The organism is Leisingera thetidis (genome assembly GCF_025857195.1).
GTDB classification, from domain to species: Bacteria; Pseudomonadota; Alphaproteobacteria; order Rhodobacterales; family Rhodobacteraceae; genus Leisingera; species Leisingera thetidis.
In genome coordinates, this window is the sequence record NZ_CP109787.1 from 3043538 (window position 1) to 3060071 (window position 16534).

Consider the following 16534-nt stretch of genomic DNA (forward strand, 5'->3'; position numbering starts at 1 on the left):
AAGCGACCTTGTCGGGTGTATCCCAGGCTGGTGAAGCAACTTTACGGTGCCCTCATCCCGCCTGCCGCCCGCCTTGCAGCCCAATCGAGCGCGAGCGGTGTTTCAATTTATGGCGCTCCGACGCTGATATCTTCGCAGCTTGCAGGCGGCGCAGGATATCAGACGGGATCGCCGTCGCGTGCGGTTCCGGCTTCTGCTGAACGTGAAGTTCCATGAACTCACCTGCGGCTGCAATTTTGTCGCCGGCTAGCATTTGCATGTGCAGGTGAAAACGCTTGCCGTCGCAGTCCAGCAGCCGCGTTTCGACACGGACACGGTCCCCTTCCTTCACCTCGCGCAGGAAAAACTTGTGATCCTCAAGCAGATAGATCGTGCAGCCGGTCCGTTTGCGATAGTCGGCGTCGAACCCGACCTCATCCTGCATCGCATCAACGGCCAGGCTGAACACCAGCCCATAGTAGCTGTCCCGCATATGGCCGTTATAGTCGATCCATTCGGGCACAACCTTGGTCTCAAAGGCAAAGATCGTCACTGTGGTGCCTCCAGATTGTAGAACCGGGCCGCGGTGCCGCGAAACACGGCGCTGTGCATCTCTGCCGGGACCAGCCCGCGATAGGCCTGCGCCAGAGTGCGGTAATCAGAATACAGCTTGTCGACCGGGAAGTTCGACCCGAACATCACCCGATCGGCGCCGAACTGCGCCAGGCAGGTCTCGACAATCGGACGGATGCTGACCACTGTCCAATTGTGTTCGAACATGCCCAGACCTGACAGTTTGCAAGTGACATGGGGCAGACGCGAGAAGTGCTTCAGTTCCTTCCCCCAAGCCGTCAGCCCCTCGGCGGAGCGGTCATGGGGTGAGCCTGCATGACACAGCGCCACCGGGGTATCCGGGGCCTGCGCCAGAACCCTTGCGGTTTTCTCCATCAGTTCCGGGATCAGCTGCAGATCAAAGCTGAGCCCCCGCTGTCCCGCCTCTTGCAATCCTGCCAGAAACCGCGGGTCATCCAGCAGCGTATTGGTGCCGGTTTGCGCGTCTTCGCCCGGTGCGCGGCCGATGATCTGGCGCACACCGCGCACGGTTTGCAGGCTCTGGAACCGGTCGAGCTGTTCGGACAGGTCCGGCGCGGTCAGGTCACAAAACACCACTTGTGCCATCGGCCAGTCCGGATTCGCTTCTGCCACCGACTGCACCCAGCGCGCCTCTGCCAGACAGTCCTCGGCGCCCACCTGGATATGCACCGATGCAATGACACCTTCGACTGCGGCCTCGGTGCGGAATTCTTCCAGCAGGTAATCCCGCTGGATCGGCGCCGGATCGCCAAAGAACCGTGTCTCCCCCTTGGCCATCAGCCAGGGATAGCGAACCGCCCCAAGATCCCACAGGTGGTGATGCGCGTCGATCCACCCGGTCATGTGCGCGGCACCTCTGCCATCCGGGCCAGTATGTCGACGCCCTGCTGGTTCCAGAAATGCAGCAGATCGATGAAAATCCAGTTCTCGGCCAGCTTGTCCCCCTCGCGGCGGTAGATGTCGATCACCCGGAATTCGCCCGCCTTGCCGGTGGCGGGCATCCCCATGAAACCCCCGGTGGGGCGGGAGGTGAAATTCGGCCAGCCGAAGAATCCGCCATAGCTGCCCTCGGCCAGACGGCAGAGGTGATTGGTCTTGGAGCGGCCTGTGAAACCCGCACGGAACGGCCCCGAGTGCTGCTTGGCATAGCGTTCGATCGTATAGGTGGCGCCGATCCCCGCAGGGCCCCACCAGATCATGTCCTCGGCCCAGGTCCGGCGCAGCTCATCCTCCAGGCTCAGCCCGCTTTTCCACTGGCCGAGGTCGGAGATCATTGCGTTGATCGTTGCAAGGGTCTTTTCGCCCTCCTCCGGCGGCTGCGGGTCGAACATCAGCCCGTCATGGGTCATCGGTCCGGGCTGCACCAGATGCGCGGCGGTCTGCGGCGGGAACGGCTGCAAGCCCGCCTGCATCATCAGATGCGGAATGTCGAAGTACATCGCCGTTTCGGTAACCTTGCCATCTTCAACCTTGTTGAACTCGCAATAGCGCAGGAATGCCATCTTGCCGGTCGGGGCGATCCCCAGCCAGGGCGCATCGAACAGCCCCATCAGATGCCCCATCGAGACCACCCAGACCGAAGCGAACCCGTCCATCTCGTTGGCGCCCGCCATAAAGATGTCCTCACGCCTCTGCATATTCTTCAGTGACCCGCGCAAGGGGGTCCAGAACACGTCAGCGACCGCTTCTGCGCCCTGCTGCTCATGGAACGGATGGTAGCCGCGCCAGATATGATTCGAGGCGTAGTACCGCGCAAGCACCTCGCCTGCTTGCCCTGCCTTCGACCTGTCCAAATCGGTGTAAAGGTTTCGGATTAATTGCTTTTCCGCTGAAAAGTCAGTCATGAGAGGTTGCCCCTTGCATACGTGTGCAAAAAAGTCTTGCCAAAAAGTCATCTATAAGTCTACCCTCTTTGCATTCGTATGCAAAACGGCCGGTCACAGCCGGCAGAGGGGAAGCCATGGCCGAGATACAACTGCAGAATGTTGGCAAGCGCTGGGGGTCGTTCGTCGGCGTCGACAACTTCGACCTGACCATCGCCGACAAGGAGTTCCTGGTGCTGCTAGGGCCTTCGGGCTGTGGCAAGACCACCACCATGCGGATGATCGCAGGGCTGGAGGAAGCCTCTGAGGGCGACATTCTGATCGACGGTCAGCGCGTCAACGACATGGAACCCAAGGACCGCGACGTGGCGATGGTATTCCAGTCCTACGCGCTCTACCCCAATATGAACGTCTACGAGAACATCCGTTTTCCGCTGAAGGTCCGCGGCATCGACCCCAAGACTCATGATGAGAAGGTCCGCCGCGCCTCGGCGATGGTGGAACTGGACGACTTTTTGCACCGCAAGCCGGCCGAACTCTCCGGCGGCCAGCGCCAGCGCGTTGCTTTGGCCCGCGCCATTGTGCGCGAACCCAATGTCTTCCTGATGGATGAGCCGCTGTCAAACCTCGATGCCAAGCTCCGCGTCTCCACCCGCGCCCAGATCAAGAACCTCAGCCACGAGCTGGCTGTGACCACGATCTACGTGACCCACGACCAGATCGAGGCGATGACCCTGGCCGACCGCGTCGTGGTGATGAAAAAGGGCGTGGTTCAGCAGGTGGGCTCACCGACCGAAATCTACGACCGGCCCGCTAATACTTTTGTCGCCAGCTTCATCGGCAACCCGGCGATGAACCTGATGGAGGGCGAGATCCAGGGCGGCACCTTCCGGGCAAAGAACGTGGAAATCAACGGGCTGAACGCCTCGGACGGACCGCTCACACTGGGTTTCCGGGCCGAGGACGCCAGCATCGCGGCACCCGGCGAAGGCCAGATCAACGCGCCGATCTACACGATGGAACTGCTGGGCGACGCAACGATGATCTCGGTGCGCGTGGGCGGGGCTCTGGTTTCGGTAAAGGCGGACAAGAATTTCCGGGCTGAAATCGGCCAGACAGTGTCGATCTCCGTGCCGCAGGGCATCTGCCACCTGTTTGACGGTCAAACCGGCGCGCGGCTCGGGGGCTGAGTGCCCCCGCCTGCCGGCGCTTCCGCCGCTGCGGTCCATCGAACGGGTCAAGCCGCCTGCATCCATTCCAGATAAAACAGGGAGAATAATATGTTACTGAAACGACTTGCCGCAGCATCGCTGTTTACCGGGCTGATGGGCTCGGCAGCTTTCGCGGCCAATTGCGGCCCCGAGGGCCAGTCGATCCGCATCCTAGCCAGCGACTTCCCGGCAATCCACGCCGTGGTCGGTGCAGCTGAAGCCAATTGCGCAGGCTCGGCGGAGGAGTTTTCTGCCAACCACACCACCGAAGCGCGCCAGATCATGAACGCGGCGCTGACGCCGAACCCGGCGGAATACACCTCGGTGATCCTCGCCAACGCCACGCTGACCCAGCTGATGAACGATGGGCTGGTCCGGCCGCTGAATGACCTGGTCGAGAAATACAAGGACAGCATCCCGCCGAATGTGCTGATCACCATCGACGGCAACGTGATGGCGGTTGCCTTCATGGCCAACTCGCAGCACCTGTTCTCGCGCAAGGATATCCTGCAGCAAGCGGGTGTTGACAGCATCCCCACATCCTATGAGGAAGTGCTGGAGGCCGCAGAGAAGATCCGCGCTGCGGGCATCATGGAACATCCCATCGCGATGAACCTGCAGACTGGCTGGAACGTAGGCGAAGTCTTCAACATGATCTACCTCGGCCACGGCGGCGAGTTCTTCGCACCCGGCTCAGCCGAACCTTCGATCAACAATGAGCAGGGCATCGCCACGCTGGAAACCATGAAGGCACTTGCCGAATACGCCCACCCGGACCACCTGACCCATGCCTCCAACGAGACCCAGGGCCTGTGGGAATCCGGTCAGGCAGCGCTGGCCGTCATGTGGGGCTCGCGCGGTGCGCCGATCCTGGATGACGAAGGCTCCACCGAGGAAGTGACCTCTAACACCGTCCTGTCCGCGGCCCCCACCGTCGGCGGCGGCTCGATCCCGGCGGCCACCCTGTGGTGGGATGGCATCTCCATTGCCTCCAATGTCTCCGATGAAGAAGCTGAGGCAACCTTCGCCGCGCTGATCAGCGGCCTGACCCCCGAAATGGTTGCGGAGAACAACGACGACGCGGTCTGGCTGCTGCCGGGTTTTGAACCCGGACCGGCAGCAGCGGGCGTGGCCGGAACCGTGCAGGGCGGGGCCCGGCCCTATCCGATGATCCCGCAGATCGGCCTGCTGCACGCAGCACTCGGCTCCGAGCTCACCGACTTCCTGAAGGGTGGTGAAAGTGCCGAGCAGGCGCTGTCGGATGTCGAGACCGCCTACCGGACCTCGGCCAAGGAAGCCGGCTTCCTCAAGTAAACCTCCCCGACTGGAGGGGGCTCCGGCCCCCTCTCTTTTCCCGGACTGAACACCGAGACCCACACCATGAAGCACCGCACATTTTTCTGGTTCATCCTGCCGACTCTTTCCGCGATGATCCTCTTCATCGCGCTGCCCATCGTCTCGGTTTTCCTCCAGTCGCTGTTTGTCGAGCACGAGCAGGTTCTGGTGGTTTCCGAGAGCTGCGGCCCGTTCGGCTGCACGCCCACCACCACTGTTGATACCGCGGCCACAGCCGCACTGCAGGAAGAGCAGCCCCTGGGCCGGTACAACGGGCTCAACACTTACATCAACCGCTCGCACCTGGCCTTCGTCGAGGTCGGCGAGGCCTGGAGCAGCACGGAAACTTTCGGCGCGTTCTGGAAACAGATCATCAATCTGCCCTTCTACCGCGCGCTAATTTTCACGCTGACTTACACGGCAGTGGTCACTCCGGTCGTTATCACGCTTGGCCTGGCAATTGCTGTGGGCGTCAACAACCTGCCCCGCATCCTCAAGGGCCCGTCGATCTTCATCTCGCTGCTGCCGTTCCTTGTCACACCGCTGGTTGGCTCCCTGATCCTGTTCTGGATGGTCGACAGCGACGGCGTCATCGGCGCCACCATCCAGCGGATTTTCAACGATCCCTCGCTCAGCCTCAAGGCCTCCACCGCGCTGACCTGGACCATGCTGATTGTCTATGGCGTCTGGCACACCCTGCCGTTCAGCTTCATCACCTTTTACGCAGGCCTCCAGACTGTGCCCGAGGACACCATGGAGGCGGCGATGATTGACGGCGCGTCGAAGTGGCAGCGCATGATCCATGTGGTCGTGCCGCATCTGGCACCGCTGATGTCCTTCGTGACGCTGATGCTTTTGATGGACAACTTCCGCGTCTTCGAGCCGATCGTCAGCTTCAAGGCCGAGGCCCACGCCACCTCGCTCAGCTGGATCATCTACAACGACCTGCGCGAAAGCGGCAATCCGCTCTACGGCTCGGCCGGGGCGACCTCGATGATGACCATCATCGGCGTGGTCATCCTGCTGACCCCGGTGCTGATCCGCACCTGGCGCGACTTTTCCCGCAAAGCACACTGAGGGCACGATCATGGCAACCAATGCACAATCCTCCATCGCAGTCCCGGCAGTGAACCCGAAATCCCGCTCCCGCGTCCCTCTGCTCACAGTGGTTTCGCTGGCGCTCGTGGCGCTTTGGCTGATCATCGCTGCTTTCCCCTTCTTCTGGACCTTCTGGGGCAGCTTCAAGGTGCAGTCGGACTTCTTCTCCAAGACCGACTGGCAGAACGCCATCTACGGGGTCAACACGATCCAGCAGACCGGCAGCGCCTTCACGCTCGAAGGCTACCAGGGCGCCTGGGTGGACGAGGAATTCTGGCGCAACGTCATCAACTCCGGGATCGTGGTGTTTTTCACCGTGGTGATCTCACTCACCTTCGGCACTCTGGGCGGCTACGCCCTCGCCCGCTCCGGCCGCCGCTATGCCTTCTGGCTCCTGATGGCCGCGCTAGTGTTCCGCGCCATGCCGCATATCACCCTGGTTTCGGGCTACCTGCTGCCGTTCTTCGAGTGGAACATCTGGGGCATCCTGCCGACCACAATCATCGTGCTGGTGGCAATCAACCAGCCTTTCACCCTGTGGATGCTGCACTCCTTCTTCCTCAACATCCCCAAGGACATGGACGAAAGTGCCATGGTCGACGGCTGCACCCGCTTCCAGGCCTTCCGCCACGTGATTATTCCGGTGATGTGGCCCGGCGTTATCACCACCGGCCTGTTCAGCTTCCTGCTCGCCTACAACGACTTCGCGGTGACCGCGATGCTGCTCAGCTCGGAGAACGAGACCATCATCCCCGCGATCAACAGTTTCCTCGGGACCACACAGGTCGAAGGCAAGGTGATGTACGCCGTCGCCGCCGTGGTCTCCGCCACCGCCCCGCTGTTCGTGTTGATCCTGTTCTTCCAGCGACAGATCGTCAGCGGCCTGACCGCCGGCGCGGTGAAAGGCTGATGAGCAGCGCCGCAAGACATAATGCCGTTGCGCGCCACCCGGCGCTCAACCGGATGCCAAGGGATTTTCTGACAGGCGGCCGTCTCCTCCTCGTCTGATCACATCATCCCTTGGCAACAAATTAAGGAACAGAGCATGAAAGGCTCCCGCCCCGAACAAGCCGTGCTGACCAAAAACACGGACATGAGCAAGACTGAAGAAACCCGCCGCGTGATCGAAAACATGGTGGACGGGCTGAACGACCACCGGATCAGCGACATCGGCGAATTCTTCTCCGAAGGCTTCCGCTGGATGGGCAACCAGGGCTGCGGCACCAAGACCGGGCTGAAGGAATTCCAGGACAACTGGCAGCGCCCGTTCCAGGCTGCCTTCTCTGACAAGGTCTGCATCGACAAAGCCCGCCTCTATATGGGCGAATGGGCCGCCGCATTCGGCCGCCAGGAGGCCACTCACTCCGGCACGTTCCTAGGCATCGAACCCACCGGCAAGCGAGTCGAGATCCGCTACATGGACTTCTGGAAAGTCGTCGACGGCAAGATCGTCGACAACTGGGTGAACGTCGATTTTGCCCATGTAGCCGCTCAGCTCGGCGTTGACCTGTTCAACGGCGAAGGCTGGGAAGCATTTGACCGCGGCGAGAAAGTGCCGCCGCGCCCCGAAAACTGAGGACCTGACCATGACCATCGAATACCTGAAACGCGGCAAGCCTGAAGCGGACCGTGCCGAGGACGACGCCAAGACCCGCGCCGTGGTCGAAGCGACGCTGAAGGATATCGAAACCCGCGGCGATGCCGCCGTGCGGGAGCTGTCCGAGAAATTCGACAACTACAGCCCCGAAAGCTTCCGCCTCAGCCAGCAAGAAATCGACGCGCTGATCGCCTCGCTGAGCGAGCGCGAGCTGGAGGATATCAAATTCGCGCAGAAGCAGGTGATGAATTTCGCCCAGGCGCAGCGCGATTCCATGCTGGACATCGAGGTGGAGACTCTGCCCGGTGTCATCCTCGGCCACAAGAACATCCCCGTCCAATCGGTCGGCTGCTACGTGCCCGGCGGCAAGTTCCCGATGGTGGCTTCGGCGCATATGTCCGTCGCCACCGCCAAGGTCGCGGGCGTGCCGCGCATCATCGCCTGCACCCCGCCTTTCAACGGCAAGCCCAACGCCGCTGTGATTGCCGCGATGCACTTGGGCGGTGCCCATGAGATCTACGTGATGGGCGGCATCCAGGCGATTGGCGCAATGGCGATCGGCACCGAAACGATCGATCCTGTCCACATGCTCGTCGGCCCCGGCAACGCCTTTGTGGCGGAGGCCAAGCGCCAGCTGTTCGGCCGCGTCGGCATCGACCTCTTTGCCGGCCCGACCGAGACCATGGTGATCGCGGACGAGACCGCCGCAGACGCCGAGCTCTGCGCCACCGACCTCTTGGGCCAGGCCGAGCACGGTTACAACTCCCCCTGCGTGCTGCTGACCAACTCGCGCAAGCTGGCCGAGGAGACGCTGAGCGAGATCGACCGGCTGCTGAACATCCTGCCGACCGCCGGCACCGCCAAGGTGTCGTGGGAGGAATACGGCGAGGTGATCGTCTGCGACACCTATGAGGAGATGCTCCAGGTCGCCGATGACATTGCCTCCGAGCATGTGCAGGTTATGACGGACCGCGACGACTGGTTCCTGGAAAACATGACCTGCTACGGCGCGCTGTTCCTCGGCCCGCGTACCAATGTCTCCAACGGCGACAAGGTCATCGGCACCAACCACACCCTGCCGACCAAGAAGGCGGGGCGCTACACCGGCGGTCTCTGGGTGGGCAAGTTCCTGAAAACCCACAGCTATCAGAAGGTCACCACCGACGAGGCCGCCACCATGATCGGCGAATACGGCTCGCGACTGTGCATGCTCGAAGGCTTCGTCGGCCACGCCGAGCAGTGCAACATCCGCGTCCGCCGCTACGGCGGCAAGAATGTGCCTTACGGGACCGCTGCAGAATGACCACCGATATTCACACCCGGAACAAGGCGCTGATCGCCCCGATGCGGGACGCGATGCGCGACTTCACCGAAAAAGGCGTGCGCGCCGCGCTGGAGGAACTGATCGCGCCGGACGCGGTGGTGCATATGTGCCACCCGTTCGGCGACCTGACCGGCCCCGCAGAACTCTATGAAGCCTGCTACGCCCCGTTGCTGAACGCCATGCCGGACCTGGAGCGCCGCGACTGGATCGTCATGGGTGGCCGTACCGAGCACGGCGGCGACTGGATCGGCTGCGGCGGCCACTACTTTGGCACTTTCGTGAAGCCCTGGCTCGACATTCCGCCAACCGGCCATCTGACCCACATGCGCTACCACGAGTTCTACCGCTTTGAGGAAGGCCGCGTGGTGGAAATCCAGACCATTTGGGACATCCCCGAGGTGATGATGCAGGCAAAGGCCTGGCCGATGGCGCCGTCGCTGGGCCTTGAATTCTGCATCCCTGGCCCGGCAACGCATGACGGCATCGTCCCCGGCCCCTGGGACGAGGAGAAGTCGCAGGCCTCCTGCAGCCACATCGTCGACATGCTGACCCACTTGAAGAAGCACCCGAGCCAGGGCGGCCCGGAAGTGATGGAGATGCCGAAATTCTGGCATGAGCGGATGAACTGGTACGGCCCTGCCGGCATCGGCACCGGCCGCGGCATCGCAGGCTTCCGCAACTGGCACCAGATCCCGTTCCTGAACGGCATGCCCGACCGCGGCCAGTATCTGGACGAGATCACCTATCACTTCTTCGGCGACGGTGAATACGCCGCGGTGACTGGCTGGCCGAACATGATCCAGACCGTCACCCACGACGGCTGGATGGGCATCGCCCCCTCGGGCCAGCGCATCACCATGCGAAGCGTCGATTTCTGGAGGCTGGAGAACGGCAAGATCCGGGAAAACTGGGTCACGGTGGACATTCTGGACGCCTACCGGCAGTTGGGCGTAGATGTCTTTGCCCGCCTGCGCGAGTTCAACAAGGCCCGCGTGGCTGGCGAAATCCCCTTCCCTGTCAGCGAGGTTTGACATGCCCACCTTCCCCAGCACCCCCAGTTTCAGCCTAGAGGGCAAGCGCGCCCTGGTTGCCGGCGCGTCTTCCGGCATCGGCACGGCCTGTGCCGTGGCCCTGGCAGAACGGGGTGCTGAGGTCACTCTTGCAGCGCGCCGCACTGACGCGCTGCAGGACATCGCAGCGGAAATGACCGCCCGCGGCTGGAAAGCCAGGGTGCTGAAACTGGATGTCGCCGATGTTGCGGCAACGGCGGAGGCGGTGGCCGCAAACGGCCCCTTCGACATCCTGGTCAACTCGGCAGGCCTTGCCCGCCACGGCAAGGCCACCGACACCTCGACAGAGGATTTCGACGCGGTAATGCAAGTCAACGTCCGCGGCGCCTACTTTCTGACCCAAGCGGTAGCCAAGGGATTGCTGGCAGCCGGCCGCCCCGGCTCTCTCATCAACATCTCCAGCCAGATGGGCCACGTCGGCGGCCGCGAGCGCGCAGTCTACTGTGCCTCCAAATTCGCGGTCGAAGGCTTCACCAAGGCGATGGCGCTGGAGTTCGGCCCGGACAAGATCCGCGTCAACACGATCTGTCCGACTTTTATCCTCACCGATCTGACCCGGCCGACCTTTGACGACCCGGAAAAACGGGCCTGGGTACTGGATAAAATCAAGCTCGGCCGCCCGGGAGAGATCGAAGACATCATGGGGGCCGCTGTCTACCTGGCCTCAGACGCGTCTGCCCTGGTGACCGGAACCGCGATGATGGTTGATGGAGGTTGGACGGCAGACTGATGGGAGCAAGCAAGGTCACCTCAATGGACGTCGCCCGCCTGGCGGGTGTCAGCCAATCTGCGGTCAGCCGGGTGTTCACCCCTGGCGCGTCCGCCTCTAAGAAAACGATCGAGAAAGTCCGCAAAGCGGCCGAGGAGCTCGGCTACCGGCCGAACGTGCTCGCCCGCGCAATGGTGTCCGGAAAAAGCGGCATCATCGGGCTGGTCGTTGCCTATCTGAACAACCAGTATTACCCCGAAGCACTCGAAAAACTGACCAATGCCCTGCAGGACCGGGGCTACCACGTGCTGGTCTTCCTTGCGTCGCACGCTGCGGGCAACATCGACCGCGTGGTCGAGGAGATCCTGGATTTCCAGGTCGACGGCATCATCGCGGCCTCGGTTGCGCTCTCCTCCGACCTCTCCGCCCGCTGCCAGACAGCCGGCGTGCCGATGGTGCTGTTCAACCGCGCGCAGGACGACCAGTCGATGTCGGCCGTGACCTCCGACAATATCGCCGGCGGGCGCAAGGCCGCGGAATTTCTGCTGGCAGGCGGCCACGAGAAAATCGGCTATATCGCCGGTTGGGAGGGCGCCTCGACCCAGCGCGACCGGGAGGCCGGCTTTACCGCCGAACTGGCCGCCGCCGGCAAGACGCTGCATGCCCGCGAGGTCGGCAATTTCGTAACCGAAGAAGCCCAGGCCGCCACCCGCCGCATGTTTGCAAACGACCCGCCGGATGCTGTCTTTGTGGCCAATGACCACATGGCCATCGCCGTGATGGACACCCTGCGCTTCGAGCTCGGCCTCAGTGTGCCGGACGACGTTTCCGTCATTGGCTACGACGATGTCACCGTTGCATCCTGGCCCACTTACAACCTCACAACCGTGCGGCAGCCTGCCAACCGTATGGTGGCGGAAACCGTCGATATTCTCCTCGCCAAGATCGAAGGCCCCGACGCCGGGCCGCGCCGGGTTGAGATCGACGGCCCTCTTATCGTTCGCGGCTCGGCCCGCATACCTGAAGGATGGAAGACATGAAGGGATTTGACCCCAAATTCAAGGATTTACCCGACTACATCATTGGCATTACCAAGGAAATCTGGGAAGATCGCGGCATCGCCACGCTGCATGATTACTACGCGCCCGATATCGTCGTGCGTTCGCCGGCTTCGGTTGTTGTCGGCAACCAGGGCGTGATCGCCGCCACCATGGCAACCCTGGCCGAATTCCCCGACCGCACCCTTCTGGGCGAGGACGTGATCTGGTCAGGTACGCCCGAGGAGGGCATGCTGTCCTCGCACCGGCTGCTCTCAACCGCGACGCACCTGGGCGACGGGGTCTACGGCAAGGCAACCGGCAAGAAGCTCACCTACCGCATCCTGGCCGACTGTCACGCGATCAACAACCAGATCAACGATGAATGGCTGATCCGCGACCAGGGCGCCATCGTGCGCCAGATGGGCTGGGACCCCAAGGAATACGCCCGCGATCTGATCGCGCGCGAGGGCGGCCCCGAGGCTTGCGTGCAGCCCTATACCCCCGCCAACGAGCAACCCGGCCCTTACAAAGGCAACGGCAACGACAATGAATGGGGCCAGAAATACGCCGATATCCTGACGCGGATCATGAATGCCGACATGCGCGCGATTGAATCCGAATACGACCGCGCAGTGCAGTCGGAATATCCCGGCGGCATCACCGGCCACAGCTGGGGTCCGGTGGACCGCTTCTGGATGGGGCTGCGCGCCTCCTTCCCGAACGTCGAGTTCAAGATCCACCACCAGATCGGCCGCGACGATCCAATGATGCCGCCCCGCGCTGCGTTGCGCTGGACGCTGCATGGCAAGCACGACGGCTGGGGCGTCTTCGGCAAACCGACCGGCGCCGAGGTCTTCGTGCTGGGCGCCAGCCACGCCGAATTCGGCCCCTGGGGACTGCGCCGCGAATACGCGCTGTTTGACGAAACCTCGGTCTGGAAACAGATCCTGCTGCAGACCGGCGATCTCTGAATGCGGCCCGGTGCCTCTCCTCTGAACGCCAGTCAGGCGGCCCGGCGGTATCACGCCCACCGCGCCAGCCTGCGCGCACGGCGGCTGAACAACCACCCGCCCGGTTGCGGGCGCTGACTCAGCCGTTTCAAACCAGATTTCAAGAGGATACGAGATATGAGCACCATCCAAGAACGCATCGTCCGCTACGGCGAATTGAAACCCTGTAAGACCGCCTTCATCGACGCCCACACCCCGGGCTCCGACCAGAAGGAAAACTTCACCATCATCGGCGGCGGCGTCAGTGAAAGCCCGGACCAGCATGTCCACATCACCGACAAGATCGGCTTCAACATCGGCGCCGCGGGCCAGCCGCCGAAATGCCGCAACTCGCTGCACAGCCACACCACCGCCGAAGTGTTCTTTGTCGCCAAGGGCCGCTGGCGCTTCTTCTGGGGCCGCTACGGAACCGCGGGTGAGTTCATCGCCGAGGAAGGCGATATCTTCAACATCCCCACCGGCATCTTCCGCGGCTTTGAAAACGTCGGCCAGGACTATGGCATGATCATGTCGATCCTTGGCGGCGACGATGCCGGTGGCGGCGTCACCTGGGCGCCGCAAGTGATCCAGGACGCGCAGGCCCACGGCCTGATGCTGGGCAACAATGGCGTGCTGTATGACAGCAAGAAGGGCCAGGAACTGCCGCACAACGTGCAACCGATGCCGGTGCTGACCGAAGAGCAGATGAAGGCTTACCCCGAGGTCCCGGTCGAGGACGTCGTTGGCAAATACGTGGCCCGCTACTGGGACCTGATGGCGCTGGCGGCGGGCAAACCGGCTGTGGTTATCGGCGAGAACGGCCTGATCAAGGACAAGCCGGGCTTTGAGGTCGATTTCCTGGCCCGCGGCTCTGCCGTAGCGGATCAGGTCAAGGCGGAAAAGCCGGTGGTTCTGATGCCCGCCAGCGGCCATTGGCGGACCACCATCAACGAGGTCGAGACCACCCTATCCAACGGCGACACCGCGCTGGTGCTGCCTGGCGAAAGCTACAGCGCCGAACCGTCGATGACCGGGAACGCGGGCCTCTACCGCATCACCGCAACCGACGATCCTGCCGGCGCCACCTGGCAGGGCTGATGACCGAAATTCCTCCTGTGCGGCGCCGTCCGCTGCACAGGGGGTGTACAGGGGGGGTACGCATGGCACCCCCTGAAATCAGGGAGATTGGATGATGGTCAAGACAACCCATGTAGGCTCGCTGCCCCGGACCCGGGAGGTGGTGGATTTCATCTTCGCCCGCGAGCGGAAGGAACCTTTTGACCAGGCGGAATTCGACGCCTGCATGTCGGCTGCCGTTTCTGAAACTGTCCGCAAACAGGTTGCCGCGGGGGTAGATATCGTCAGCGACGGCGAGACCTCCAAGATCTCCTATGCCACCTACGTCAAGGACCGCTACACCGGTTTTTCCGGCGACAGCCCGCGCAATGCGCCTGCCGATCTGAAGATGTTTCCGGGCTTCCTGCAACGGCTGGCAGACGACGGCGGCACGCCGCAATATGCCCGCCCCATGTGTACCGGCGAGGTGCGCTCCAAGGGCCAGGCTGAGCTGGAAAAGGACATCGCCAACCTCAAGACTGCCATGGCAGAGCACGGCATGGAACACGGTTTCATGAACGCGGCGTCGCCCGGGGTCATCTCGCTGTTTTTGCGGAACGATTTCTATCCCACACGCGAGGCGTACCTGGCCGCGCTGGCCGATGCGATGAAGGCTGAATATGAGACCATCGTGGCCGCCGGGCTGGATCTGCAGCTCGACTGCCCCGACCTGGCGCTGTCGCGGCATATGCTGTTCAATGACTTGTCCGACGCGGAGTTCATCAAGATCGCAGACATGCATGTGGAGGCGTTGAACCACGCGCTGCAAAACGTGCCGCAGGAGCGCGTCCGGGTGCATATCTGCTGGGGCAACTACGAAGGCCCGCATTGCTGTGACATTCCGATGGACACAGTGTTCACCACTCTGATGAACACCAAATCGCGCTATGTTCTGTTTGAAACCTCCAATCCGCGCCACGCCCATGAATGGACCGTGTTCCACGACCGCAAGGCAGAGATCCCGGAGGACAAGGTGCTGGTGCCCGGCGTGGTAGATACTACCACCAATTTTGTAGAACACCCGGAACTGGTCGCGCAGCGCATTGAAAGATATACGGAAGTCGTCGGCTCTGACCGGGTGATCGCGGGCTCGGACTGCGGCTTTGGTACCTTTGCAGGCTTTGGCGCAGTGGACCCGGACATCGCCTATGCCAAGCTCGCCGCGCTGTCGGAGGGGGCACGGCGCGTCAAATGACACCGCTTGTCCTGATCCCCGGCATGATGTGCGATGCGCGGCTGTTCAACCCGCAGATTGCAGCGCTGTCCGGCAGCGTTCCGATCGTAACCGCGCCAATCGGCGGTCATGGCACAATGGCGGCGCTGGCAGCGGAGCTGCTCTCTTACGCGCCGCCGCGCTTTGCTCTGGCGGGCCTGTCGATGGGCGGCATCCTGGCGATGGAAATCCTCCGCCAGGCGCCAGAGCGGATCGCAGGCTTGGCGCTGATGGACACCAACCCGCTGGCCGAGCGGGATGAGGTCAAGGCCCGCCGCGCGCCGCAGATCGAAGCTGTCCGCCAAGGCGGGCTGCGCCGGGTAATGGCCGAGGAGATGAAGCCGAACTACTTGACGGAAGGGCCCAACCGGGCCGCGATCCTTGATCTGTGCATGGACATGGCCTTGGATCTGGGTCCGGACGTTTTCATCAATCAGTCCATAGCCTTGCGCGACCGCATCGACCAATGCGAAACGCTGCGCGCCTTCACCGGCCCGGCGCTGGTGCTGTGCGGTCGCGACGACATCACCTGCCCCGTCGCCCGGCATGAGCTGATGCACGAATTGATGCCGCAAAGCCGGCTGGAAATCATCGGAAACGCCGGCCATCTGCCGGTTCTGGAACAACCTGAACAAACCACGGCGGCACTTAACCGCTGGCTGGAGACGATATGAAACCATCGCTGCTAAACCTGCTGAATAAGGTCGACACGCCCACCGTCTGCAACGCCATCGAAGTGGCTGAGGGAAAGCGCGGTTTCAACGCCTTCACCCGCGGCACCATGCTGTGTTCGGACCCGGATGCCGGCGCCATGGTGGGCTATGCCCGCACCGCCAAGATTGCCGCGGTGAACCCGCCGGAAGAACCGCCCGAAGTGATCCGCAAGCGCCGCATGGACTACTACCGGCACATGGCTCTCGGCACCGGGCCTTCGATCACCGTGGTCGAGGATCTGGACTTCCCCCATTGCATCGGCGCCTACTGGGGCGAGATCAACACCACCGTGCATAAAGGCTTCGGCATCAACGGCGCGCTGACCAACGGCGTGATGCGGGATCTGGGCGATCTGCCCGAGGGCTTCCCGGTTGTTGCTGGCTCCATTGGCCCCAGCCACGGGTTCGTACACGTCAAGGAAGTCGGAACACCCGTCAACATCTTCGGCCTGGAAATCAATGACGGCGATCTGGTGCATGCGGACCGTCACGGCGCACTGGTGATCCCCCCAGAGGTGTTGGGTGATCTCGAACAGGCCATCCTCAAACTGCTCGAAACAGAGAAACTGATCCTGGAGCCTGCGCGCAAGCCCGGGTTCGACTTCGACGCATTCGAGGAAGCATGGCAAGCGTTTGAAGCGGCCAGGACTTAGGTTAGGACCCATTAATCCTACACCATTGCTTTCGCCGCTTTCGACTTGGCTGCGTAACAACTACTGGCCG

The 16534-nt window shown here is 62.5% G+C and carries 17 protein-coding genes; 14 read left to right on the forward strand and 3 right to left on the reverse strand.

Annotated features, from left to right (window positions below):
- Window positions 1-52: 52 nt before the first annotated feature.
- The 3 genes from OKQ63_RS14625 to OKQ63_RS14635 are packed head-to-tail and all read right to left on the reverse strand — an operon-like array spanning window position 53 to window position 2417.
- Window positions 53-532, reverse strand: a complete 480-nt coding sequence (locus OKQ63_RS14625) for a thioesterase family protein (RefSeq protein WP_264210788.1) — start codon at window positions 530-532, stop codon at window positions 53-55.
- Window positions 529-1416: an amidohydrolase family protein gene (locus OKQ63_RS14630; RefSeq protein ID WP_264210789.1), complete on the reverse strand. Its 888-nt coding sequence runs from the start codon at window positions 1414-1416 to the stop codon at window positions 529-531. Before OKQ63_RS14630 ends, OKQ63_RS14625 begins: the two co-directional genes overlap by 4 nt.
- Window positions 1413-2417 (reverse strand): nuclear transport factor 2 family protein, encoded by a 1005-nt coding sequence (locus OKQ63_RS14635; protein ID WP_264210790.1) that lies wholly within the window; start codon window positions 2415-2417, stop codon window positions 1413-1415. The genes OKQ63_RS14630 and OKQ63_RS14635 overlap by 4 nt, the downstream gene beginning before the upstream one ends.
- Window positions 2418-2533: 116 nt before the next feature.
- Here OKQ63_RS14635 and OKQ63_RS14640 point away from each other — a divergent pair, with 116 nt between their 5' ends.
- From OKQ63_RS14640 to OKQ63_RS14705, 14 genes are all read left to right on the forward strand, one after another.
- Window positions 2534-3586, forward strand: a complete 1053-nt coding sequence (locus tag OKQ63_RS14640) for an ABC transporter ATP-binding protein (RefSeq protein WP_264210791.1) — start codon at window positions 2534-2536, stop codon at window positions 3584-3586.
- 90 nt (window positions 3587-3676) lie between these two features.
- The gene (locus tag OKQ63_RS14645) at window positions 3677-4921 is read left to right on the forward strand and encodes an ABC transporter substrate-binding protein (protein WP_264210792.1); all 1245 of its coding nucleotides are present in this window, start codon (window positions 3677-3679) and stop codon (window positions 4919-4921) included.
- Window positions 4922-4987: 66 nt separating this feature from the next.
- Window positions 4988-6019 carry a carbohydrate ABC transporter permease gene (locus OKQ63_RS14650; RefSeq protein WP_264210793.1) on the forward strand — a complete coding sequence of 344 codons (1032 nt, stop codon included), beginning with the start codon at window positions 4988-4990 and terminating at the stop codon, window positions 6017-6019.
- Between the two features lie 10 nt (window positions 6020-6029).
- Window positions 6030-6950, forward strand: coding sequence for a carbohydrate ABC transporter permease (locus tag OKQ63_RS14655; protein ID WP_264210794.1), 921 nt, complete (start codon window positions 6030-6032; stop codon window positions 6948-6950).
- Window positions 6951-7085: 135 nt separating this feature from the next.
- On the forward strand, window positions 7086-7616 hold the full coding sequence (locus tag OKQ63_RS14660; protein ID WP_264210795.1) for an ester cyclase: 531 nt from the start codon (window positions 7086-7088) through the stop codon (window positions 7614-7616).
- A gap of 10 nt (window positions 7617-7626) precedes the next feature.
- Window positions 7627-8940, forward strand: a complete 1314-nt coding sequence (gene hisD, locus OKQ63_RS14665) for a histidinol dehydrogenase (RefSeq protein WP_264210796.1) — start codon at window positions 7627-7629, stop codon at window positions 8938-8940.
- Window positions 8937-9992: an ester cyclase gene (locus tag OKQ63_RS14670; protein WP_264210797.1), complete on the forward strand. Its 1056-nt coding sequence runs from the start codon at window positions 8937-8939 to the stop codon at window positions 9990-9992. Before hisD ends, OKQ63_RS14670 begins: the two co-directional genes overlap by 4 nt.
- Window position 9993: 1 nt before the next feature.
- The gene (locus OKQ63_RS14675; protein WP_264210798.1) at window positions 9994-10761 is read left to right on the forward strand and encodes an SDR family NAD(P)-dependent oxidoreductase; all 768 of its coding nucleotides are present in this window, start codon (window positions 9994-9996) and stop codon (window positions 10759-10761) included.
- Window positions 10761-11780 (forward strand): LacI family DNA-binding transcriptional regulator, encoded by a 1020-nt coding sequence (locus OKQ63_RS14680; protein ID WP_264210799.1) that lies wholly within the window; start codon window positions 10761-10763, stop codon window positions 11778-11780. Before OKQ63_RS14675 ends, OKQ63_RS14680 begins: the two co-directional genes overlap by 1 nt.
- Window positions 11777-12751 (forward strand): nuclear transport factor 2 family protein, encoded by a 975-nt coding sequence (locus OKQ63_RS14685; protein WP_264210800.1) that lies wholly within the window; start codon window positions 11777-11779, stop codon window positions 12749-12751. Before OKQ63_RS14680 ends, OKQ63_RS14685 begins: the two co-directional genes overlap by 4 nt.
- Window positions 12752-12907: 156 nt before the next feature.
- Window positions 12908-13867: a cupin domain-containing protein gene (locus OKQ63_RS14690; RefSeq protein ID WP_264210801.1), complete on the forward strand. Its 960-nt coding sequence runs from the start codon at window positions 12908-12910 to the stop codon at window positions 13865-13867.
- 94 nt (window positions 13868-13961) lie between these two features.
- Complete coding sequence (locus tag OKQ63_RS14695; protein WP_264213930.1) at window positions 13962-15080, forward strand: cobalamin-independent methionine synthase II family protein; 1119 nt, start codon at window positions 13962-13964, stop codon at window positions 15078-15080.
- The gene (locus OKQ63_RS14700; protein ID WP_264210802.1) at window positions 15077-15772 is read left to right on the forward strand and encodes an alpha/beta fold hydrolase; all 696 of its coding nucleotides are present in this window, start codon (window positions 15077-15079) and stop codon (window positions 15770-15772) included. Before OKQ63_RS14695 ends, OKQ63_RS14700 begins: the two co-directional genes overlap by 4 nt.
- A complete protein-coding gene (locus tag OKQ63_RS14705; RefSeq protein ID WP_264210803.1) occupies window positions 15769-16464 on the forward strand; it encodes an RraA family protein in 696 nt (231 codons plus the stop codon). The genes OKQ63_RS14700 and OKQ63_RS14705 overlap by 4 nt, the downstream gene beginning before the upstream one ends.
- The last annotated feature ends 70 nt before the right edge of the window (window positions 16465-16534 follow it).